General features: G+C 59.6%; 19 protein-coding genes. 14 read left to right on the top strand and 5 right to left on the bottom strand.

Annotation, left to right across the window (positions count from 1 at the left end; translation table 11 throughout):
• Positions 1–31: 31 nt before the first annotated feature.
• Together RO069_RS17145 and RO069_RS17140 are read right to left on the bottom strand one after the other, a co-directional pair.
• Positions 32–652, bottom strand: a complete 621-nt coding sequence (locus RO069_RS17145) for a YceI family protein (protein ID WP_328189266.1) — start codon at positions 650–652, stop codon at positions 32–34.
• A complete protein-coding gene (locus RO069_RS17140) occupies positions 649–1386 on the bottom strand; it encodes a CDP-alcohol phosphatidyltransferase family protein (protein WP_328189264.1) in 738 nt (245 codons plus the stop codon). The genes RO069_RS17145 and RO069_RS17140 overlap by 4 nt, the downstream gene beginning before the upstream one ends.
• Positions 1387–1503: 117 nt before the next feature.
• On the opposite strand from RO069_RS17140, the gene RO069_RS17135 reads away from it, so the two are divergent.
• From RO069_RS17135 to RO069_RS17120, 4 genes are read left to right on the top strand one after another with little or no spacing between them, the layout of a single operon-like run.
• Positions 1504–2490 (top strand): zinc-dependent alcohol dehydrogenase, encoded by a 987-nt coding sequence (locus RO069_RS17135; protein WP_328189263.1) that lies wholly within the window; start codon positions 1504–1506, stop codon positions 2488–2490.
• A gap of 18 nt (positions 2491–2508) precedes the next feature.
• Positions 2509–2907, top strand: a complete 399-nt coding sequence (locus RO069_RS17130) for a 6-pyruvoyl trahydropterin synthase family protein (protein WP_328189261.1) — start codon at positions 2509–2511, stop codon at positions 2905–2907.
• A complete protein-coding gene (locus tag RO069_RS17125; RefSeq protein ID WP_328189259.1) occupies positions 2894–4777 on the top strand; it encodes a glycosyltransferase family 4 protein in 1884 nt (627 codons plus the stop codon). The genes RO069_RS17130 and RO069_RS17125 overlap by 14 nt, the downstream gene beginning before the upstream one ends.
• Positions 4774–5706: a lysylphosphatidylglycerol synthase transmembrane domain-containing protein gene (locus tag RO069_RS17120; protein ID WP_328189257.1), complete on the top strand. Its 933-nt coding sequence runs from the start codon at positions 4774–4776 to the stop codon at positions 5704–5706. The genes RO069_RS17125 and RO069_RS17120 overlap by 4 nt, the downstream gene beginning before the upstream one ends.
• Here RO069_RS17120 and RO069_RS17115 read toward each other — a convergent pair.
• Positions 5657–6466: a RibD family protein gene (locus RO069_RS17115; protein WP_328189255.1), complete on the bottom strand. Its 810-nt coding sequence runs from the start codon at positions 6464–6466 to the stop codon at positions 5657–5659. The two genes, RO069_RS17120 and RO069_RS17115, sit on opposite strands and share 50 nt — an antisense overlap.
• Before the next feature lie 264 nt (positions 6467–6730).
• Between RO069_RS17115 and RO069_RS17110 the strand changes: the two genes are divergently transcribed.
• Positions 6731–7147: a helix-turn-helix domain-containing protein gene (locus tag RO069_RS17110; protein ID WP_328189253.1), complete on the top strand. Its 417-nt coding sequence runs from the start codon at positions 6731–6733 to the stop codon at positions 7145–7147.
• A 4-nt stretch (positions 7148–7151) separates the two neighbouring features.
• Here RO069_RS17110 and galU read toward each other — a convergent pair whose 3' ends face one another.
• Complete coding sequence (gene galU, locus RO069_RS17105) at positions 7152–8000, bottom strand: UTP--glucose-1-phosphate uridylyltransferase GalU (protein ID WP_328189251.1); 849 nt, start codon at positions 7998–8000, stop codon at positions 7152–7154.
• Positions 8001–8298: 298 nt separating this feature from the next.
• On the opposite strand from galU, the gene RO069_RS17100 reads away from it, so the two are divergent.
• The 5 genes from RO069_RS17100 to prpF all read left to right on the top strand — a co-directional run bounded on the left by RO069_RS17100 (position 8299) and on the right by prpF (position 15434).
• A complete protein-coding gene (locus RO069_RS17100; protein WP_328189250.1) occupies positions 8299–8985 on the top strand; it encodes a GntR family transcriptional regulator in 687 nt (228 codons plus the stop codon).
• A gap of 37 nt (positions 8986–9022) precedes the next feature.
• Positions 9023–9910, top strand: a complete 888-nt coding sequence (prpB, locus tag RO069_RS17095) for a methylisocitrate lyase (RefSeq protein WP_328189248.1) — start codon at positions 9023–9025, stop codon at positions 9908–9910.
• A 37-nt stretch (positions 9911–9947) separates the two neighbouring features.
• A complete protein-coding gene (gene prpC, locus RO069_RS17090) occupies positions 9948–11078 on the top strand; it encodes a bifunctional 2-methylcitrate synthase/citrate synthase (RefSeq protein WP_328189246.1) in 1131 nt (376 codons plus the stop codon).
• Between the two features lie 244 nt (positions 11079–11322).
• Positions 11323–13935 (top strand): Fe/S-dependent 2-methylisocitrate dehydratase AcnD, encoded by a 2613-nt coding sequence (acnD, locus tag RO069_RS17085; protein WP_328189245.1) that lies wholly within the window; start codon positions 11323–11325, stop codon positions 13933–13935.
• Positions 13936–14255: 320 nt separating this feature from the next.
• Positions 14256–15434, top strand: coding sequence for a 2-methylaconitate cis-trans isomerase PrpF (prpF, locus tag RO069_RS17080; RefSeq protein ID WP_328189244.1), 1179 nt, complete (start codon positions 14256–14258; stop codon positions 15432–15434).
• Between the two features lie 315 nt (positions 15435–15749).
• Here the strand turns inward: prpF and RO069_RS17075 are convergent, their stop codons facing one another.
• Complete coding sequence (locus RO069_RS17075; RefSeq protein ID WP_328189242.1) at positions 15750–16733, bottom strand: integron integrase; 984 nt, start codon at positions 16731–16733, stop codon at positions 15750–15752.
• 325 nt (positions 16734–17058) lie between these two features.
• Here RO069_RS17075 and RO069_RS17070 point away from each other — a divergent pair, with 325 nt between their 5' ends.
• From RO069_RS17070 to RO069_RS17055, 4 genes are all read left to right on the top strand, one after another.
• Positions 17059–17553: a hypothetical protein gene (locus RO069_RS17070; RefSeq protein ID WP_328189240.1), complete on the top strand. Its 495-nt coding sequence runs from the start codon at positions 17059–17061 to the stop codon at positions 17551–17553.
• A 199-nt stretch (positions 17554–17752) separates the two neighbouring features.
• Positions 17753–18097, top strand: a complete 345-nt coding sequence (locus RO069_RS17065) for a hypothetical protein (RefSeq protein WP_328189238.1) — start codon at positions 17753–17755, stop codon at positions 18095–18097.
• 559 nt (positions 18098–18656) lie between these two features.
• The gene (locus tag RO069_RS17060) at positions 18657–19037 is read left to right on the top strand and encodes a hypothetical protein (RefSeq protein ID WP_328189236.1); all 381 of its coding nucleotides are present in this window, start codon (positions 18657–18659) and stop codon (positions 19035–19037) included.
• A gap of 477 nt (positions 19038–19514) precedes the next feature.
• Entirely contained in the window at positions 19515–20333 is an 819-nt protein-coding gene (locus RO069_RS17055; RefSeq protein WP_328189388.1) for a hypothetical protein, read from the top strand.
• Positions 20334–20613 lie beyond the last annotated feature (280 nt).

Below are 20613 nucleotides of genomic sequence, written 5' to 3'. Positions count from 1 at the left end.
GTACTAACCCGGAGATCGGGGCAGGACGCCCCTAGAACCAGCCGTTGTCCTCGATAGCCTCGAACTCGAACCGCAGGTGCACCTCGTCCCCGACCATCAGCGGGTCCAGGGCGTAGGTCATGCCCCACTGGCTGCGCTCGATGGTGGTGCTGGCCGAGACCCCCAGGGTGTATTCCTCGTGGCCGATCGGGTATTCCCCCGCCTTGTTCAGGGTGATGTCCAGGGTGACCGGGTGGGTTTCCCCCAGCAGGGTCAGGTCGCCGGTGAGCTTGCCGGTGTTCTCGCCGGTGCTCTCGAAATCCGTCACCTCGAAAGTGATCTCCGGGTAGCGGTCACTGTGCAGGAAGTCGTCCTTGCGCAGGTGCTCGTCACGTTTCTCGTGGTTGGAGAACACGCTGGCACTCTGGATGACCACCTTACCCGAGGGTATATCCCGGGCCTCCGCGTCGTATTCAAACTGCCCCTTGCCCTCCAGGAACATGCCGATAACCGGTGCGTACCCCAGGTGGTTCACTTCAAAGGTGGCTGAGAAGTGCTCATCGTCGATCTTGTAGCCCTTGGGCTCCGCGAGGGCGGTGTTGGTGCCCAGGGTGAGGGCCAGGGCAGCCAGGCCGGCGGTCAGGTGATGTGGGGTCTTCCATTGAATGTTCATGTCGGGCTCCTTGTTGATGCATGCCGGTACAGGTAATGAATATCGATGGCGAAGGACCCGGCCAGCAGGACCAGCGCCACTATAAGCGTAGCATGGGCAAACAGATCCGGCGTGACCGGCAGCAGCGCCACCATCAGCGTCACCAGTTGCCAGACGCACACGGTCTTGCGCCGGAAGCTCTCCGGCAGGGGCCCATTCAGCCACTCCCAGTGCCAGCCTGCCATGACAAAGCCGTAACGCATCAGGCCGATCAGCAGTACCCAGGCCCCGGCCTTTCCCAGTACCATCAGGGCGATACACAGCATCAGAATGAAGAAGGCGTCCAGTTCCATGTCGAAACGGGCGCCGAATCGACTGGCGGTGCCGGTCCGGCGGGCCACATAGCCGTCGAAGCCGTCCATGACCAGTGCGGCCAGGCACAGCAGGGCGTAGGGCCAGGCCATGCGCTGTAGCAGCTCGGGGTGGAAGGTCAGGCTGGCCAGGAACAGTACCAGCACGGCCCGGCCCAGGGTGACCCGGTCTGCGGGGCCGAACCGGCTGCGGCTCAGGGTCAGGCCGGTGATCAGCAACAGGGCCAGTGCGAGGTAAAGCAACCCGCCCATGGCCAGGGGCAGGGGGGAAAGTCCCAGGGTCAGGGTGCATAGCGCCAGCAGCCCGGCCAGCCCCAGGCCGGCCAGGATCAGATCCCGCCAGGGTACCCTGGCCAGGATGTTGGAGTGCAGGGGTGAATCCATACCCGGTACCTGTCGTAAGCTATGCTGACTATTGATAATACCCGGCTGCCGGGGCTTTGGATCAGTGGCGTTTTCTGGTCCTCGGCGCCGGTCTTCATCCTTCAGCATGGAGCGATCATGGCATCACCGTCAACGGAAACCTCTCCCGCCTTCTGGTCCCTCGGCAATGGTCTTGGGGAGCTTGCGGACGGGCTGGTGGGCCACCATGACGACCAGACTTCCTGGGTGGAGGTGGAAACCGTGTATTCCGCCATCAGCCGGGGCACCGAGGCCCTGGTCTTCAACGGTCAGGTGCCGGAATCCGAGTACCAGCGCATGCGTGCGCCGTTCCAGCAGGGGGATTTCCCCGGCCCGGTGCGTTTCGGCTATATGAATGTGGGCAGGGTGACCACCGGACCGGACAGTCTCGAGGGTCAGTACGTGTTCTGCCTGTTCCCGCACCAGCGCCGTTACCGTGTGCCGGTGTCGGCGGTCACCCCATTGCCCACAGCGGTTCCGCCGGAACGGGCGGTGCTGGCCGCCAATATGGAAACCGCCATCAATGGCCTCTGGGACGGGGCTCCCCTGGTGGGTGACCGTATCGCGGTGGTCGGCTGCGGTGTGGTGGGCTGCCTGGTGGCCTGGCTGGCTGCCCGCATCCCCGGAACCCGGGTGGTTGCGGTGGATCCCAACCCCCATCGCCAGCCGGTGCTGGCATCGCTGGGTGTGGAGTGTGTCACCACGCTGGAGCGGGATGACCACGACCTGGTGTTCCATACCAGTGGCCATCCCTCCGGTCTGGAAACCGCCCTGTCGGTAGCGGGCAACGAGGCCCGTATCATCGAGATGAGCTGGTACGGTCGACAGGCGGTGCCGGCGTCGCTGGGCGGGACCTTCCATTCCCGCCGGCTGACACTGCGCTCCAGCCAGGTGGGGCAGATCAGCCCCCGCCAGGCGTCGCGCTGGACCCATGGCAACCGCATGACCCTGGCCCTGTCCATGCTGGCGGAGCCGGCCCTGGACGCACTGATCACCGGCGAGAGCGCCTTCGAGGACCTGCCGACGGTAATGCCGGAACTCGCGGGCGGTGCCTCCGATACCCTTTGCCACCGTATCCACTACTGATGAACCCAAGGAACGATTATGTACACACTCACCGTTCGCGATCACGTCATGATTGCCCACAGCTTCCGGGGCGAGGTGTTTGGCCCGGCCCAGCAGCTCCACGGGGCGACCTACACCGTGGATGTGGGCTTTGAACGCCCGGCCCTGGACCAGAACGACCTGGTGGTGGATATCGGCCTGGCCAGCGAGGCCCTGGCCCATATGCTGGCTCCGATCAACATGCAGAACCTGGATGAGATGGATCGATTCGAGGGGCGCAATACCACCACCGAGTTTATGGCCCGGTATATCTTCGACCGCATGGCCGAGGCGATCCGGGATGGCGTCCTGGGCCATGGCGCCCGGGAACTGACCGGCTTGGTAGTCACCCTGTCGGAATCCCATGTCGCCTGGGCGAGCTATCGTGACACCCTCTGACCCCGGCTGGGCGGTATTCGTCCCCGGGGACCCGGGGCAGCTCACCGGTGGCTATGGCTATGTCCGTGAACTGGTCGAGGGTCTGGATCGACTGGGGCAGCCCATAACCCTGCAGGGATTGCCCGGACGTTTCCCCCGGGTGGACCAGCAGGCCAGGGATGCCCTGGACGGGGCCCTGTCCCGATTGCCGGACGGCACCACGGTCATCATCGATGGCCTGGCCCTGGGCGGTTGCCCGGAGGCCGCGGAACGGCACTGCCACCGCCTGCACCTGGTGGCCCTGGTCCATCACGCGCTGGCGGACGAGACGGGCCTGGGCAAGGCGGACCGCCAGCACTTCCTGGCCACCGAGCGTCGGGCCCTGGCCGCGGTCGACCGGGTTATCACCACCAGCGAGTCGACGGCACGGGGGCTGGGCAGGTTCAATGTGCCCGCCAGCCGGGTTGCCGTGGTGCGGCCGGGCGTGCGTCCCCCGGTCAAGTCATCAGAGCATGGGGCCGTCACCGACGGCCTCCATATCCTGTGCCTGGCACACCTGTCTCCCCGCAAGGCGCAACACCATCTGGTGGAGGCCCTGTCCAGGCTGTCGGCTGACGGCTGGGAGTGCGAGTTGGCGGGCTCCGCCGACCGTGATCCGGACTACGCCCGCACCGTCATGTCGATGATCCGGGAACAGGGGCTTTCCGACCGGGTACGGGTAACTGGTGAGCTGTCCGGGCCAGCACTGGAACAGGCCTTCCATCGCGCCAACCTGTTTGTACTGCCCTCCCTGTACGAAGGCTATGGCATGGTCATCGACGAGGCCCTGGCCCATGGCCTGCCGGTCATCGCCTCCAACGGTGGGGCGCTGGCGGACACGGCGGATCGCCCGGGGTGCGTCACCTATCCGGCGGGGGAAGTGGACGCCCTGACGGCCCTGATCCACGAACGACTGCAATATCCCCACCGATTGATGCAACAACAGCAGGCCGCCCGACAGAGCGCCCGGGCACTGCGAACCTGGGACCAGGCAGCCAGGGAATTCCAACAGGCCATTGCCGGTAGCCTGCCGGCAGGCAGTGACTTCGACGCAAGCTGGCTTGCCCTGCGGGAACCGGCGGACCATGCCGCCCGCTCCACAACCCTTACCGACCAGGCGGTGGCATGGCTTCAGGACCGGAACTCGCCGGTGGTCGCGGATATCGGCGCGGGCACCGGCTCCAACTGGCGATACCTGTCCCGGGCCCTGGAGGCCCGGTCCGTGGGACATTACCAATGGCACCTGTTCGAGCAGGACGCGGTCCTGGTGGATGGCGCTGGTGTGGCCGGCTCCGCTCATCAGGTGCATGTCCAGCGGCTGGAGGCGGGCAATATGGACGACCTGTTGCCCACCCCCCTGGATCTGCTGACTGCATCGGCGCTGATCGACCTGGTCTCCCGGCCCTGGCTGGAGGCGCTGGCCTCTGCGGTGGCCCGTCGACGGGCGGCGGTGCTGGTGGTGCTGTCCTATGCGGGCCGGTTCCGGCTGATGCCTGAGCATGAGGCGGATGAGGATCTGCGCCAACAGGTCAACCAGCACCAGCATGGCGACAAGGGCACCGGCGCCGCCTGCGGACCGGAGGCGAGCGACTGTCTGGCGCAGGCCCTGGAGGCCCGGGGCTACGCCGTCCACCGTGACAGCAGCCCCTGGCACCTGGATGGCAGGCACAGGGAATTGCAGAAAGCCCTGATGGAGGGTTGGGTGGAGGCCGCCAGGGCACAATTGGCCTCCGGTAAAGAGGAGTCGGGGTGGCTGGACCAGTGGCTGGCCGATCGGTTCCGGCAGGTGGACGAAGGAACCCTGGTGATCGAGGTGGACCATATCGACCTGCTTGGGCTTCCCCCATCATGAAGGCCGGCAGCCGCCTGCTGGTACGCTGGCTGGCCACCCTGGCCCTCCTGGGGCTGGTGCTCTGGCTGGTGGATGTCGGGGCCATCCTGGCACAACTTTCTTCCGTGGACCTGCCCTGGTTACTGCTGGCCCTGGCGATCACGCCGCTGCAGGTGGTGGTATCCGCCTGGCGGTGGTGTTACACGGTGTCGCGGCTGGGGGAGCAGTTGCCGTTGGGGCATGCCATCCGGGAGTACTACCTGGGCACCCTGGTCAACCAATTGGTACCGGGTGGCGTGGTAGGCGATGCCGGTCGCGCCCTGCGTCATCGCCGGAACACGGGGCGGACCGCGACTGCCATCCACGGGGTCATGATCGAGCGGTTCTCGGGCCAACTGGTGCTACTGCTGCTGGCGATAGTGTTGATCGCGCTCTGGCTGCCCCTGCCGACACCTCCGATGCCTGGCCTGTTCCTGGTTCCCGGCGTGCTGGTGGTCGCGCTGCTGGCCTGGTCCCTGTTACAGGCGCCCCCGGTCCGGGCCTGGTGGCAGAGTTTCCGGAGTGACCTGTGGCGGGCATTGCTGGCTCCCTCAGTGCTGCCCGTCCAGCTTGGCTCGTCCCTGGTGGTGATTGGCAGCTACCTGCTGGTGTTCTGGTGCCTGGCCATGGGCATCGGGCTGGAGATCGCCCGGTCCGCTCCCTGGCTGCTGGTGGCCCTGTGCACCGTGTTGCTGATGGCCATGGTGGTGCCCCTGACTATCTCGGGCTGGGGCGTTAGGGAAGGGGCGGCGGCCCTTATCTGGCCCCTGGCGGGCCTGGACCCGGAGCAGGGCGTGGCGCTGGCGGTCAGTTACGGGCTGCTGGTGCTGGTGTCGGCGCTGCCTGGAGTGCTGTTCCTGTTCAGTGGCCGGAAAAATCCAGGTCGAACAGCATATCGCTGCCCAGATTGACCATGGTTGCGTGGGGACGAAGGGCATCTGCCAGGCTGTCGATCTCGGGTAGCTGGAAAGCAGGCTGGCCGCTGCCGATGATCATTGGGGATACCAGCACATGCAGCCGATCCACCAGTCTGGCCCCCAGGAAGGTGGATACCGTCTGGCCGCCGCCCTCCACGAAAATCCGCTGCAATCCCAGGCGACGCAGGACATCGAGCACCTCCCGGGGATTGATCGGGCCATTCTCATCCCTCAGGCAGGGGATCTCAGTCACGCCGGATACCAGGGTGGATGGCAGTGATGCCGGGTCAAGGCGCCCGGCCACCAGGCGCAGGGTCGGCGCTGCCTCATCGGTGAACAGGTGATGGCTGTCGGGCACCCGCCGGTGGCGATCCACCAGCACCCGTACCGGGTTGGGCCCCCGGGCCAGGCGAACGGTGAGGCGGGGGTTGTCGGCGCTGGCGGTGCCGGAGCCCACCAGCACGGCATCCGACACCGCCCTCAGGCGATGCAGGTGAAGCAGGCCGTCGGGGCCATTGATATACCGCGACTTGCCGGTGATGGTGGCAATACGCCCGTCCAGGCTCTGGCCCATCTGGGCCACCAACTGTAGCTGGCCTTCCGGCAATGGACGCACCAGGGGGCGGAACAGGTGCAGCAACTGGCGGGCCTGGTCCGCTTCGGTGGGGGTGGCCGTGTCCGGCCAGCGACCATTGTCATCATCCGGCTGTTGCCGTTGTTGTAGTATCAACTGCCAGGCCTGGTCTGGAGTCATCGGTACCTCAGTATCCTCGATCCGTTTGTGTCCCTGTGACATATTTACGCAACAATCGGCGATTGATTCACTGTAGAGACATAAACCTGTCCATACCAATGGAAATGCCCCATCTGACCGGGTTGTAATCAAGGCCTGAGGCCGCCAGTCACCGGGAACCTTGACCGGGTTATCGCGGAACGCCACGGTAAAGGATAAAGTAGGAAGTCGTCGTCCTTTGACGGGGCGGAAACTGGGGCCGGATTATCGGCAGGAGTAACCCGCATGCGCTACATGGAAACCTTCTGGCAGAGACTCAAAGAGGCCCGGGAAGCCAGACAGCTATCCCGCCGTGATCTGGCGGAACTGTGCGATGTGGACCTGGCGGTGGTCACACGGTGGGAGCATGTGGACGCACGCCAGCGCCTCTATCCGGCGGTGGATGAGTTGATCGACCTGTGCCGGCACCTGGACGTGCCACTGGATTCACTGCTGGACCCGGAAATGATGGTGAACCCGGGGCAGCTTCAGTTGCCCGGGCTGGCGTTTTCCAATACCGATGAACTGACCGGCGCCCTGGATGAGCTTGAGCGCCAGTTCCAGCGCATCCAGCCGTCGGAGGAAGAGGCGGAACTGCTGCGCCGGTACCGAAACAGCACGGACGAAAACCGGCGCATGATCTTCCAGCTACTGGGTCGTTAGGACCTTACTTCTTCTTTTCCTTGTTCTTCTTGTACACGTTCTCGTAGACGTAGTTCGTTGCGTCCACAAAACCCTCGATGGAACCGCAGTCAAAGCGCTTGCCCTTGAACTGGTAGGCCAGCACACAACCGTTTTTCGCCTGTTCCAGCAGGGCGTCGGTGATCTGCACCTCGCCGTTCTTGCCGGGCTTCGTGTTCTCGATGATCTCGAAGATGTCCGGAGTCAGGATATAACGGCCGATAATGGCCAGGTTGGACGGGGCCTTGTCCGGTGACGGCTTCTCCACCATGTCGGTGATGCGGTACAGGCCGTCCTTCATGGGCTCGCCGGCGATCACGCCGTACTTGTGGGTCTCGTCCTTGGGCACTTCCTCGATGGCCACGATGGAGCAGCGGAACTGCTTGTACAGTTTGGCCATCTGGGCCAGCACACCGTCCTCGCCTTCCGGTACCACACAGAAGTCGTCCGCCAGCACCACGGCAAAGGGGCTGTCGCCCACCAGGTTGCGGCCGGTGAGGATAGCGTGGCCCAGGCCCTTCATCTCGTTCTGGCGGGTGAAGGCAAAGGTGTTGTTGTTGATCAGGTCGCGGATGGAGGTCAGCAGGTCTTCCTTGCCGGTGCCGGCAATCTGGTGCTCCAGCTCGTAGCTGATATCAAAATGATCCTCGATGGCCCGTTTGCCGCGCCCGGTGACAAACCCGAATTCCGTGATACCGGCCGCCGAGGCCTCCTCAACCCCGTACTGCACCAGGGGCTTGTTGACAATCGGCAGGATTTCCTTGGGCATGGCCTTGGTGGCGGGCAGGAAGCGGGTTCCATAGCCGGCAACGGGGAAGAGGCATTTTTTGATCATCGATATCGTCCTTAGTGTCAGTTTCCTGAAGATGAGATAACGCATGTCCTGGCAATCAGAAAGCATGCCAAGTGTAACCAAGATACCGTTACAAAGGGAAACATCAGCGGGTTATGGGAATTATACGGTTTCTCCATGGATTGGCGAAGGATCGGGTTCTGTTGGCCGCGCCCGTTACGCACAACGCTGGTGCGTTCAGGGTGTTGTTGACAAACCGGCGGGTACTTCAGGTCATTATTGTTGACAATAACGGTCGTCGGGCGTATTTTTCTGACCATATTCGTATGGATTGTCGACAATGAATAGGATCGCCGCCCTCCCACAGTCCCTGACCCGCGCCGACGAGGCCTTCGATTGTCTGCAAACGGCGATCGTCAAGGGGGACCTGGCGCCCGGTGAAAAGATCGGTGAGGTAGAGCTGTGTGCCCGCTTCAACCTGACCCGGGGACCGCTACGGGAAGCCTTGGGCCGGCTGGAATCCCGGGGCCTTCTGGTGCGCCGCCCCCATGCCGGCGTCAAGGTGGTCTCCGTCAGCGCCGAGGAACTGATGGAGCTGTACCGCATCCGGGAAGTGATGGAAGGCCTCGCCGCCCGCCAGGCCGCCGAGCGCATGACCGACCAGGAAATCGCCGACCTGCAGGCCACCCTCGATGCCCATGAAACCATGATCGAGGAAGCCCATGGCCAGGCCTACTACCAGGCCGAGGGCGACTACGACTTCCATCACCGCATTGCCACCGGCAGCCGTAATGCCAAACTCGCGCAAATGCTGCTGGGTGATCTTTACTACATGGTGCGCATGTACCGATACCGGCTGAGCACCTCCAGTGGCCGGCCGCACCGCGCCCTGGGGGAACACCGCCGCATTGTCGAGGCCATTGCCCAGCGGGACGGCGAGCTAGCGGAATTCCTGATGAAACGCCACATCAACGCCGCGCGCCAGAATATCGAACGCAAGATTACCGAGGGCGAGATTTCGTTCTGAGCCGACCCGATCATCCGTTAATAAGAGGAATGCCCCCATGTCCCAGAAACTGTCCCCCGGCGCCCGCTTCCGCAAGGCGCTGAAAGACAACCAGCCGCTGCAGATTGTCGGCACCATCAACGCCTATTCCGCCATGATGGCCGAGCGGGTAGGGCACCAAGCCATCTACCTGTCCGGCGGCGGCGTGGCCAATGCCTCCTTTGGCTTGCCGGACCTGGGCATGACCACCATGAATGACGTGGTGGAGGATGCCCGTCGCATCACCGCCGCCACCGACCTGCCGCTGCTGGTGGATATCGACACCGGCTGGGGCGGGGCCTTCAACATTGCCCGCACCATCCGGGAGATGGAACGGGCCGGCGTGGCCGCCATCCATATTGAAGACCAGGTGGCCCAGAAGCGTTGCGGCCATCGCCCCAACAAGGAAATCGTCTCCAAAGAGGAGATGGTGGACCGTATCAAGGCCGCTGCCGACGCTCGCCAGGACGACGACTTCTTTATCATGGCCCGCACCGATGCTTTCCAGAAGGAAGGGCTGGACGCGGCCATCGATCGCGCCAGGGCCTGCATCGAGGCTGGTGCCGACGGTATCTTTGCAGAGGCGGTCCACGAGCTGTCCGACTACAAGGCCTTCGCCGAGGCGCTGGATGTGCCCATCCTGGCCAACATCACCGAGTTTGGTGCCACGCCGCTGTACAACAAGTCCGAACTGGCTGACGCCGGTGCCGGCATGGTGCTCTATCCTCTGAGCGCCTTCCGTGCCATGAACAAGGCAGCCCTGATGGTGTATGAGAACATCCTGGAGAAGGGCGACCAGAAGGATGTGGTGGACAGCATGCAGACCCGCGCCGAACTCTACGACTTCCTGAACTACCATGACTTCGAACAGAAACTGGACGAACTCTTCGCCCAGAAAAACAACTGATCACTGCCGACAACGAGATTCGATGAGGAGATGACCCATGGCTGAAGCAAAGAAACTCGGAGGCGCCGGCCTGCGTGGCCAGGTAGCCGGTGAAACCGCCCTGTGTACCGTGGGCAAGTCCGGTGCCGGCCTGACCTATCGCGGCTATGAGATTGCGGACCTGGCGGAAAAGGCCCAGTTCGAGGAAATCGCCTACCTGCTGCTGCGGGGCAAACTGCCCAACCGCAAGGAGCTGGACGAGTACAAGCAGAAGCTGCAAAGCCTGCGTGGCCTGCCGGACGCCCTCAAGGCGGTTCTCGAGCAGATCCCCAAGAATGCCCACCCCATGGACGTGATGCGCACCGGCTGTTCCATGCTGGGCAACCTGGAGACCGAGCAGGACTTCAGTGAGCAGGACGACAAGATCGACCGCATGCTGGCGGTGTTCCCGTCCATCATCACCTACTGGTACCGCTTTGCCCACGAGGGCGTGCGTATCGAGACCGAGAGCGACGTGGACTCCATCGGCGGCCACTTTCTGGAGTTGCTGCACGGCAAGAAACCCAGCGAGCTGCACGAGAAGGTGATGAACGTGTCCCTGATCCTGTACGCGGAGCACGAGTTCAACGCCTCCACCTTCAATGCCCGGGTGTGTGCCTCCACTCTGTCGGATATTCACAGCTGCGTGACCGGCGCCATTGGCACCCTGCGCGGTCCGTTGCATGGTGGTGCTAACGAGGCGGCCATGGAGCTGATCCAGAAGTTCCAGACCCCGGACGAGGCAGAGAAAGGTCTGCTGGGCATGCTGGAGCGCAAGGACAAGATCATGGGCTTCGGTCACGCCATCTACAAGGAGTCCGACCCCCGCAACGCGATCATCAAGCAGTGGTCGAAGAAGCTGGCGGAGGAGGTGGGCGACACCGTGCTCTACCCGGTCTCCGTGCGCTGCGAGGAAGTGATGTGGCGGGAGAAGAAGCTGTTCTGTAACGCGGATTTCTTCCATGCTTCTGCCTATCATTTCATGGGCATTCCCACCGAGCTGTTCACCCCCATCTTCGTGATGTCCCGGGTGTCCGGCTGGACGGCCCATGTGAAGGAGCAGCGGGAAAACAACCGGATTATCCGTCCCAGCGCCGATTACACTGGGCCAGCGGACTCGAAGTGGGTGCCGATTGATGAGCGCCCGTAGCACTGCATAGATGAGGCGTTGACACCAAGGCTGGCGACAACAAGTGACCCTCCCCTCGAGGGAGGGGAAGATCGCAGCACCAAAGTCTGCCTTTTTTACCCCCTCTCCCTTGAGGGGAGAGGGCCGGGGAGAGGGTGGAGAGTCCAGCACCAGAGTACGCCATTTTCCCCCTCTCCCTAACCCTCTCCCTCCAGGGGAGAGGGAACAAAAAACGAACACAGCATTCCGAGAGAGCCCCCACAAAATGAACACCCAATACCGCAAGAACCTACCAGGCACAGATCTGGACTATTTCGATACCCGCCAGGCCGTGGAAGACATCCAGCCAGGCGCCTACGACACTCTGCCGTACACCTCCCGCATCCTGGCGGAACAACTGGTGCGCCGCTGTGATCCGGCCGCCCTGACCGATTCCCTCAAGCAACTGATCGAGCGCAGGCGGGACCTGGACTTTCCTTGGTATCCGGCGCGGGTGGTGTGCCATGACATCCTGGGCCAGACCGCCCTGGTGGACCTGGCCGGCCTGCGGGACGCCATCGCCGAGAAGGGCGGTGATCCCGCCAAGGTGAACCCGGTGGTGCCCACCCAGCTGATCGTCGACCATTCCCTGGCGGTGGAGCACGCCGGTTTCGAGAAGGACGCCTTCGAGAAGAACCGGGAGATCGAGAACCGCCGCAACGACGACCGTTTCCACTTCATCGACTGGACCAAGACCGCGTTCCGTAATGTGGACGTGATCCCTCCTGGCAACGGCATCATGCACCAGATCAACCTGGAGAAGATGTCGCCGGTGATCCAGAACCGTCCGGACGGCGAGGGCAGGCATGTGGCCTTCCCGGACACCTGTGTGGGCACCGACAGCCACACCCCGATGGTGGATGCCCTGGGCGTTATTTCCGTTGGTGTGGGCGGCCTGGAAGCGGAGAGCGTCATGCTCGGCCGCGCCTCCATGATGCGCCTGCCGGACATCGTGGGCGTGGAACTGAAGGGCAAGCTGAAGCCAGGTATTACCGGCACCGATATGGTTCTGGCCATTACCGAGTTCCTGCGTAAGGAACGGGTGGTGGGCGCCTACCTGGAATTCTACGGTGAAGGCGCCGACAGCCTGACCGTGGGCGACCGGGCCACCATCTCCAACATGACTCCGGAGTATGGCGCCACCGCCGCGATGTTCTACATCGACGACCAGACCATCGATTACCTCAAGCTCACCGGTCGTGAAGACGAGCAGGTGGCCCTGGTTGAGAAGTATTCAAAGCACACCGGCCTGTGGGCGGACGACCTGAAAACCGCCGAATACGAGCGGGTGCTGACCTTTGACCTGAGCCAGGTGGAGCGCACCCTGGCGGGCCCGTCCAACCCCCATGCTCACCTGCCCACCGCGAAGCTGGCGGAGAGCGGCATTGCCGGTCAATGGGAAGAGGAAGAGGGCAAGATGCCGGATGGCGCCGTCATCATTGCGGCCATCACCAGCTGTACCAACACCAGTAACCCCCGCAACATGGTGGCCGCCGGCCTGATCGCCCGTAATGCCAACAAACTGGGGCTGACCCGCAAGCCGTGGGTGAAATCCTCTCTGGCGCCGGGCTCCAAGACCGTCAAGATGTACCTGGAAGAAGCCAACCTGCTGCCGGAGCTGGAAGACCTTGGCTTCGGTGTGGTCGCCTACGCCTGCACCACCTGTAATGGCATGAGCGGCGCCCTGGACCCGGTGATCCAGAAGGAAGTGGTGGAGCGTGATCTCTATGCTACGGCGGTGCTGTCCGGTAACCGCAACTTTGATGGCCGTATCCACCCCTACGCCAAGCAGGCGTTCCTGGCGTCACCGCCGCTGGTGGTGGCCTACGCGATTGCAGGTACCATCCGCTTCGACATCGAGAAGGATGTGCTGGGCCACGACCAGAACGGCAACCCGGTCACCCTGAAAGACATCTGGCCGGACGATGAAGAGATCGATGCCATCGTCAAGCAGAGCGTGAAGCCGCAGCAGTTCCGCGACACCTACATCCCCATGTTCGACCTGACCCGGGACAAGCAGGCGGCCAGCGAACCGTTGTACGAGTGGCGGCCCCAGAGCACCTACATCCGTCGCCCGCCGTACTGGGAAGGTGGCATGGTGGGTGAGAAGGCCCTCAAGGGCATGCGCCCGCTGGCGGTGCTGCCGGACAACATCACCACCGACCACCTGTCGCCGTCCAACGCCATCCTGATGGACAGTGCCGCGGGTGAATACCTGCACAAGATGGGCCTGCCGGAGGAGGACTTCAACTCCTACGCCACCCACCGGGGCGACCACCTGACCGCCCAGCGAGCCACCTTTGCCAACCCCAAGCTGTTCAACGAAATGGTGCGGGACGAGCAGGGCAACGTGGTGCAGGGCTCCCTGGCCCGCATCGAGCCGGAAGGCAAGGTCACCCGCATGTGGGAAGCCATCGAAACCTACATGGAGCGCAAGCAGCCGCTGATCATCATCGCCGGCGCCGACTATGGCCAGGGCTCCTCCCGTGACTGGGCCGCCAAGGGCGTGGCGTTGGCGGGCGTGGAGGCCATCGTGGCGGAAGGCTTCGAGCGCATCCACCGCACCAACCTCATTGGCATGGGCGTGATGCCCCTTCAGTTCCAGGAAGGCACCACCCGCAAGACCCTGGCCATCGACGGCACCGAAACCTACGATGTGGAAGGCGACGCCGCCCCGGGCGCCGAACTGACCCTGGTCATCCACCGCAAAAACGGTGATATCGACCGGGTCCCGGTCACCTGCCGCCTGGACACCGCCGAGGAAGTGGAGATCTACAAGGCCGGCGGCGTACTGCAACGCTTCGCCCAGGACTTCCTGGAAACAGAAGGCGCGGCCTGAAAGGCCCTAACCGCCAAACCCTGAGCCCTATATCCCCTCTCCCCTGGAGGGAGAGGGCCAGGGAGAGGGGGAAGGCAGGCAACTCCACAGCCCGGCCTGAACATCCCCTCTCCCTTGACGGGACCAGCGAAGCGCAGAACAGCCGCAGGCTGGCCCGAAGGGTGAGCGCCGAAGGTGCGAATAATGGGCCAGGGAGAGGGTGGAGCAGGCAAACGCCTAAGCCGAACCTATACGTCCCCTCTCCCCTGGAGGGAGAGGGCCAGGGAGAGGGGGAAGGCAGGCCACTCCATAGCCAGAACCGAACACAGGTACAAACCAGCATGAGCACAGTACCCCAGATAAAAATCCCCGCCACCTACATGCGCGGCGGCACCAGCAAAGGCGTCTTCTTCAACATCGAAGACCTGCCGGAACGCTGCCGGCAACCCGGCGAAGCCCGCGACAAACTCCTGATGCGCGTCATCGGCAGCCCAGACCCCTACGAAAAACAGATCGACGGCATGGGCTGCGCCACCTCCAGCACCAGCAAGACCGTGCTGCTGGCCAAGAGCCAGAGCGACGACCACGACGTGGACTACCTGTTCGGCCAGGTGGGCATCGACAAGGCCTTCGTGGATTGGAGCGGGAACTGCGGCAACCTCTCCGCCGCCGTCGGCCCCTTCGCCATCACCAACGGCCTGGTGGACAAAAGCCGGGTACCGGATAACGGCATCGCCACCGTCCGCATCTGGCAGGCCAACATCGCCAAGACCATCGTCGCCAAAGTGCCCATGACCAATGGCGAAGTGCAGGAAACCGGTGACTTCAAACTGGACGGCGTCACCTTCCCGGCAGCGGAAGTGGCGGTTGAATTCATGGACCCGGCCGACGGCGAAGGCGCCATGTTTCCCACCGGCAATGTGGTGGATGACCTGGAGGTACCCGGCGTGGGCACCCTCAGGGCCACCATGATCAATGCCGGCATCCCCACGATCTTTATCAATGCCGAAGACATCGGCTACCAGGGCACCGAACTGCAACCGGCTATCAACGGCGACCCGGAAGCCTTGGCCATGTTCGAAAACATCCGCGCCCATGGGGCGGTGAAAATGGGGTTGATCAAGACGCCGGAAGAAGCGGCCAACCGCGGTCACACCCCCAAGGTGGCGTTTGTGTCGAAACCCAAGGACTACATCAGCTCCTCCGGTAAGGACATCAAGGCCAGTGACGTTGATGTACTGGTCCGGGCCCTGTCCATGGGCAAGCTACACCACGCGATGATGGGGACGGCAGCTGTAGCGATTGCCACTGCCTCGGCTGTGCCTGGGACGCTGGTGAACCTTGCCGCCGGGGGAGGGGATCGCACATCTGTGACCTTCGGGCATCCTTCCGGGACATTGCAGGTTGGTGCTGAAGCTTCCCAGGTGAATGGCGAGTGGACGGCGACCAAAGCAGTTATGAGTCGTAGTGCGCGGGTGCTTATGGACGGTTGGGTTCGGGTGCCTGGGGATTCGTTCTGAGACGCTTACCAGTAGTGACTTGATTGCAGGATTGGTCTCCTGACGTGTTGCCGCCATTGCTATTTTGGGTCTGGCGGCTTTTTTGTGTTTGCGGTGAGCGAGTTGGTGGGATAGTGTCGGTCCTAACGGTTTGGTAATGTGAGCCTAGGCGAATTGAGCCGCACGCCGCAGTATTTTCATCCGGGGTGCGCGGACGACCATTTGCTTTCGAAGCAGTAGGTCGGGTATTGGACTGAAGGGGGGCTAAAGCGTCCAGGGATTGGGTGTCAGGTAGCCGGCGGGGCGGTAGCGTGGCTGGTAAAGCCTCGGTGACGGTTAAATGCGGTCGATGGGACTCACCATTCCGCGTTCATGCAGACCGACGACATGCGTGTAGATCTGCGTGGTTTCGATGGAGGTGTGGCCCAGAATCTCCTGAATGGCACGAAGGTCTGTGCCCTGCCGAAGTAGCTCGGTCGCGAAAGAATGCCTGAACGTATGGCAGGACACCCGCTTGTTGATACCCGCCTTCTGACTCGCCTGTTTGACCGACCGCTGAAGCTGACGTTCGCCGACATGATGCCTGCGCGCCGTACCGCTGCGGGGGTCAGTGGAATAAAGTCGCGCAGGAAACAGATACTGCCAGCCCAGCTCGAAAGGCGCATTCGGGTACTTTCTGGCCAGTGCGTCGGGTAGATAGACGCTGCCGTATCCGGCCTGAAGATCGCATCGATGAAGCTCCCTGACCCACCGTATCTGCTCCGCAAGGCTACTTTGCAGCCGTTCGGGCAATAACGTTCTGCGGGCTTTTCCCCCTTTGGCTTCCTGAACCCAAAGGGCCTGATTTTCGATGTCGATGTCTTTAACCCGAAGGCGAACCACCTCCATGACCCGGAGCCCGCAGCCATACATCATCTGAACCATCAGACGGTGGTTGCCATGAAGATGCACCAGCACGCGAGCCACCTCGGAACCCGAAAGCACCGTTGGCAGCTTACGACGCACAGCTGCCTTCCGGAAGCCCAGGCCAGGTATCTCCTGCCCGAGAAACTCACGAAACAAAAATACCAACGCGTTCAGCGCGGTTTTCTGCGTGTTGATTGAGCAATGCTGATCAACCGCCAGGTTGCTGAGAAAAGCCTGGATATGATGAGCATCAAGCTGATCGTGAGACTGATACTGGTTAAAACGAATAAATCGCAGGACCCAGGCGCAGTAGGTCTTCTCCGTCCGGTAGGCCAGGCCACGAGCACGGATAAACGTGCGGAGCTGGTCCATAAAGCGGGGCGATTGCGAGGATATAGGGTGTGGCACGTCCATGGCACATTTATCTCCTAATAAAGACTGTAATTTTGTACAGCACTGGCGGGCTCGACAGCGTGATCGCAGTCACGTTTTGAGCCGGGGTTGACGTTTTCTTCGGATATCCATCGGATATTCGGCCACTTTTGACGGTATATTCGAAATCTACCGACGTTTTGTCATTTTTGTCGGAACGGATATGCAGGTTGCAGGGACGGTCGTGCGCGGGCAAGGTATTGGATTGTGGAAATTTTCCCGACGTTTCCCGGGGCGGGTTCGTCCGGGCATATCGTCACTTTAGACGTAGAATAAACTGTTAGCGACTTACTGATTGGAGGAAGTGGTGACATTCGAGCTCAGTAAGATAGACTGGACAGCGATAAGCGCTATCTCGACCTTTTTAGCGGTACTTGTTGCTCTCTTTTACCAGCCTTTTTTGAACCGGCGAAAATTGAAGCTTGAGACATCAATTGTTACAAGTGGTAGGACCAACGAGCACTCCGTTGGGCTCACTGTCACGAACCTCAGTGCTGGGCCTATATGGATGGTTTCCTTTGGGTTTTTATACAAAGAGGACGATAAGGTTGTTGTTTGCTTCCTCGGCGAATCATCAACACCAAAATTGCTTCAACCTTCTGAACCAATACAATTATGTGAACCATCAATTAAGCTGAACCTGAAAAAATTCGATAGATTCTTCGCTAAGGACTCTTTCGGAAAGTTTTGGTATTTGAACAGAAAGCAGCGTCGGGAATTGGCGGAGCAAATTGAGAAGTGCCTGAGGAATAATCCGCCACAGCCAGAGATCAATTCTAAACTGGTTGCAAAGGCAAAATGATTGCGTGAGCCTGAGGCCTTCGCTAACAAGTGCATCAAATTCGTTCCGGCCCAGAGGGCCTCCACCGGACGGCTTTTTCTCCGCTTCGCTACGTAAAAGCCGCCGTTTATGCAGACGTTATATGTGCCAAAGAATGCATGGTCATTGACGTTCACTGTGGCGGATTTTAGGAAAAACCAAGAAAAAAATAGGAAAAACTATGCCATGGGTGGTGGCAATAACATCGGCAATTTTTACAGGGTTCTTAGCCTATAAAAGCCTCGGCTTTTACTATCGCTTCCGATATCAGCTTAAGGCTGCCTCTCGGGACTGGACGGCTTTTTGGGTGGATACGATATTTCTGATCTGGGTTTTATCTTTGGGTAGCGCGCCGACTTTCGTGCTAGCTCTGGCGTATCCAGAAGGAGATTTTTACCCAAGCGTTGTCGCTGTCGCCATCTTCTGGGTTTTCATTATTCGTGCTTATCTTTTGTTTAAGAAGGAGAACCCCAAAATGTATAAGGCGCTATGGGGCTCCCAAGACGAATGGAATAAAGGTAGCTAGTGGGAGTGGGAGTAAAGTAGGAGAAGAAAAGGGGCCTTTTTCTTCTTTTAGTAGCCCACGCATCGAAACCATATAACCAGTGGGTGAAGCTGACCGGTACTACGCTGCGCTACGTCCCGGCAGCTTACCCAAGGCGTTATTGGCCCGGCATTCGTGAGTTTTTAGCAGGTGGGGTGCAAAGGCCTTGGCATCGGGATTGGTTGCAAGCCCGCTCACTCTGGTGATCGCCAAGGCCGGAAAATTCGCTGTCTGGTTTGGTTGCCACAATGGTCAGCGGTGTTGGTATTCATGGTGTGCCCCAGTCGTGGGGTCGTCCGTCTCAAACGGTAATCGGGCCGGTAGCCTTTGCGTTCTGGTTCCTTTCGTCATCCGTCGAGTTGGTGCAAGCTTTCCGGGAGAGGGCATGCGGTCTGGGTTTCCAAGCTTAACCACGGTGGTGAACGGCCATTAACCAGGCGGTCAACCGGACGCCAAAAGCGTACCGCTTTTGGTTCCCTCCGCTATCGCTCCGGCGCCGGTTACCTCAGCGTTAGCAGGTAGGAAAAGGAGATTCCAAGTTTTGAATAGGTTCGCACTCACGGCACTGATTTTGTTATCAGTCTTTTCATCATTGCTGCTTGCAGATACGAAAGCCAAGCCATCGATCGAGGTTTTGTTCCATTCACAAATTAGTGCTATTGCTTCAAACGATTATCAGCAATTTCTGGAACATACTGATTCAAATTTTCGGAAAGCCATCAGTGCAGAGCAGTTCGAAACCCTTTCAAGGTCTCTATCCTCAAGATTCAAAGGTGGATACCAACCTGAGTATTTGGGGGTTCTCAATCAGGAAGGGTTCAAGGTTCATCTATGGAAGGTGGTGTCTTCAAGTTCAGAGTCCGATAGCCTCATAAAGATGGCTATGGGGCAAAACCAGATTGCCGGATTTTGGATCGAGTAAACTGCTAACCAGCGGGTGAAGCTGACCGGTACTACGCTGCGCTCCGTACCGGCAGCTTACCCAAGGCGTTAAAGGCCTTGGCTTCGGCGCGCATTGGTTGGGTGTTTGGCCGCTGCCTCAGCGGTCGCCCGCAGGCAAAAACAGCCCTAGGTCTGCAACGGTTTTGTCGGCCGATTTGGCGTTCAAGTTGCGGGGCAATTCGGCGCGGGGTTTTGAGTTCTGCCTCTCATTCGGTGTCCAGGTTCCTAGCGCCATCCGTCTAGCTGGTACACAGTATCGGGAGTAGGCATTCGAAATTGATTGCCCGGTCCGGGCCCGGGGTAACCGGCCCTTAACCAGTCAATGTTGTCGGACAGTTTTTCCGCAGCTTCGCCGCTCCAAAACTGCCGCAAATTTCAGCGTTATGTGTCGTTTTTATTCATCAGTACTAATCAAGCTCTATTGTTTGATATTTGATAGGGAAAGTTTGTGTCATTAATGAGAATGAATCATGTCCGAAGTGAAATCAATAATCTCGCAGGTGTGGTTAAAAAATTGGTTGAAAATTATGACGTTGATTTCATGGAGTATGATGAAAGGTACCGCAGTGTTGAAAGTTCATTTGTAAATAGAAAAAATTCTGCACAAGCGAATCAAGATTTTGATCTTATGTATGGAATTAATAAAGAAGAGAGAGAGTTTACAGATCCTCAGAAAAACCTGAAATCTCTTGCACAGTTCCAAAATGAACTTATGCTCGTAAAGCATGTTGCACTAATAGAAAGCATGATTGTAAATTTGTTTTGGTGCTTAACTAAAATGCTTCAGCACTCAAAGTATGAGATGGAATACTTTTCCGAGGAAATGAATTTCTCAGATAGTTTTGAGGCTGCTAGTAAAATTAATGAATTGACAAATGGAATGATGAGATTAAAAAAGTATAAGTTCTGGTATCTATATGAAACCATGAAGACAATACGGAATGTAGTCGCTCATGGTGACCCGCTTTTCGTAATGACCCATAGAAGGGTTGAAAAATTCAATAGTAAAATAGATCTCATTCAATTGAGTTCTGAAAAGAATGAATGTGTATATACTAAGAGTATGTACCCAAGCAAGATTCACCCTACTTACGACAGTAAGTCTAAATGGTATTGTTGCTTGAAAAGTGATCTCCGTGGACTAGTTCAGTTAAATGAAATGTGTCTTGAGTTTGTTGAAGATGTGAGGAGTTCGTATATTAGCTATGGGGGAAGTAATGATATGTCTACTCATGAAATCTACGGCTGCCTTTCTATTCATTCACAACGGCGATAGTCGCACATAACAAAGCAATCAAGCGGAACAAATAAGCTTGGCTTGTTTCGCTGCGCTCACAATTATAGCCAAGCTTATTTGTCCGCTTATTGCGGCGTTTATGGCAAAAAATGAGATGGGAGTAGGTATAGTTAAAACCTGGGCTAGTTCAAGAGTTGAAGACGATGTGTGTGACAAGTGCGGATCAGTTTACGAGGTGACAATGCATCGATTTCCGCACCGGGATCGGCGATTTTCAACCCAGTTGTCCAAATGACCGCATTTAAGCAGCCAGTTTATT

This window comes from Marinobacter sp. OP 3.4 (genome assembly GCF_036224885.1).
Taxonomy (GTDB): domain Bacteria; phylum Pseudomonadota; class Gammaproteobacteria; order Pseudomonadales; family Oleiphilaceae; genus Marinobacter.
The sequence above is the reverse complement of the archived record's forward strand: the minus strand, read 5'-3'. Positions and strand labels throughout refer to the sequence as shown.

Coding starts and splice junctions, on each gene's coding strand:
- RO069_RS17055 (WP_328189388.1), top strand. CDS start 19,515: ATGAGAATGAATCATGTCCGAAGTGAAATCAATAATCTCGCAGGTGTG.
- RO069_RS17140 (WP_328189264.1), bottom strand. CDS start 1,386: ATGGATTCACCCCTGCACTCCAACATCCTGGCCAGGGTACCCTGGCGG.
- RO069_RS17100 (WP_328189250.1), top strand. CDS start 8,299: ATGAATAGGATCGCCGCCCTCCCACAGTCCCTGACCCGCGCCGACGAG.
- RO069_RS17135 (WP_328189263.1), top strand. CDS start 1,504: ATGGCATCACCGTCAACGGAAACCTCTCCCGCCTTCTGGTCCCTCGGC.
- galU (WP_328189251.1), bottom strand. CDS start 8,000: ATGATCAAAAAATGCCTCTTCCCCGTTGCCGGCTATGGAACCCGCTTC.
- acnD (WP_328189245.1), top strand. CDS start 11,323: ATGAACACCCAATACCGCAAGAACCTACCAGGCACAGATCTGGACTAT.
- prpF (WP_328189244.1), top strand. CDS start 14,256: ATGAGCACAGTACCCCAGATAAAAATCCCCGCCACCTACATGCGCGGC.
- RO069_RS17075 (WP_328189242.1), bottom strand. CDS start 16,733: ATGGACGTGCCACACCCTATATCCTCGCAATCGCCCCGCTTTATGGAC.
- prpB (WP_328189248.1), top strand. CDS start 9,023: ATGTCCCAGAAACTGTCCCCCGGCGCCCGCTTCCGCAAGGCGCTGAAA.
- RO069_RS17110 (WP_328189253.1), top strand. CDS start 6,731: ATGCGCTACATGGAAACCTTCTGGCAGAGACTCAAAGAGGCCCGGGAA.
- RO069_RS17065 (WP_328189238.1), top strand. CDS start 17,753: ATGCCATGGGTGGTGGCAATAACATCGGCAATTTTTACAGGGTTCTTA.
- RO069_RS17115 (WP_328189255.1), bottom strand. CDS start 6,466: ATGACTCCAGACCAGGCCTGGCAGTTGATACTACAACAACGGCAACAG.
- RO069_RS17120 (WP_328189257.1), top strand. CDS start 4,774: ATGAAGGCCGGCAGCCGCCTGCTGGTACGCTGGCTGGCCACCCTGGCC.
- RO069_RS17130 (WP_328189261.1), top strand. CDS start 2,509: ATGTACACACTCACCGTTCGCGATCACGTCATGATTGCCCACAGCTTC.
- prpC (WP_328189246.1), top strand. CDS start 9,948: ATGGCTGAAGCAAAGAAACTCGGAGGCGCCGGCCTGCGTGGCCAGGTA.
- RO069_RS17145 (WP_328189266.1), bottom strand. CDS start 652: ATGAACATTCAATGGAAGACCCCACATCACCTGACCGCCGGCCTGGCT.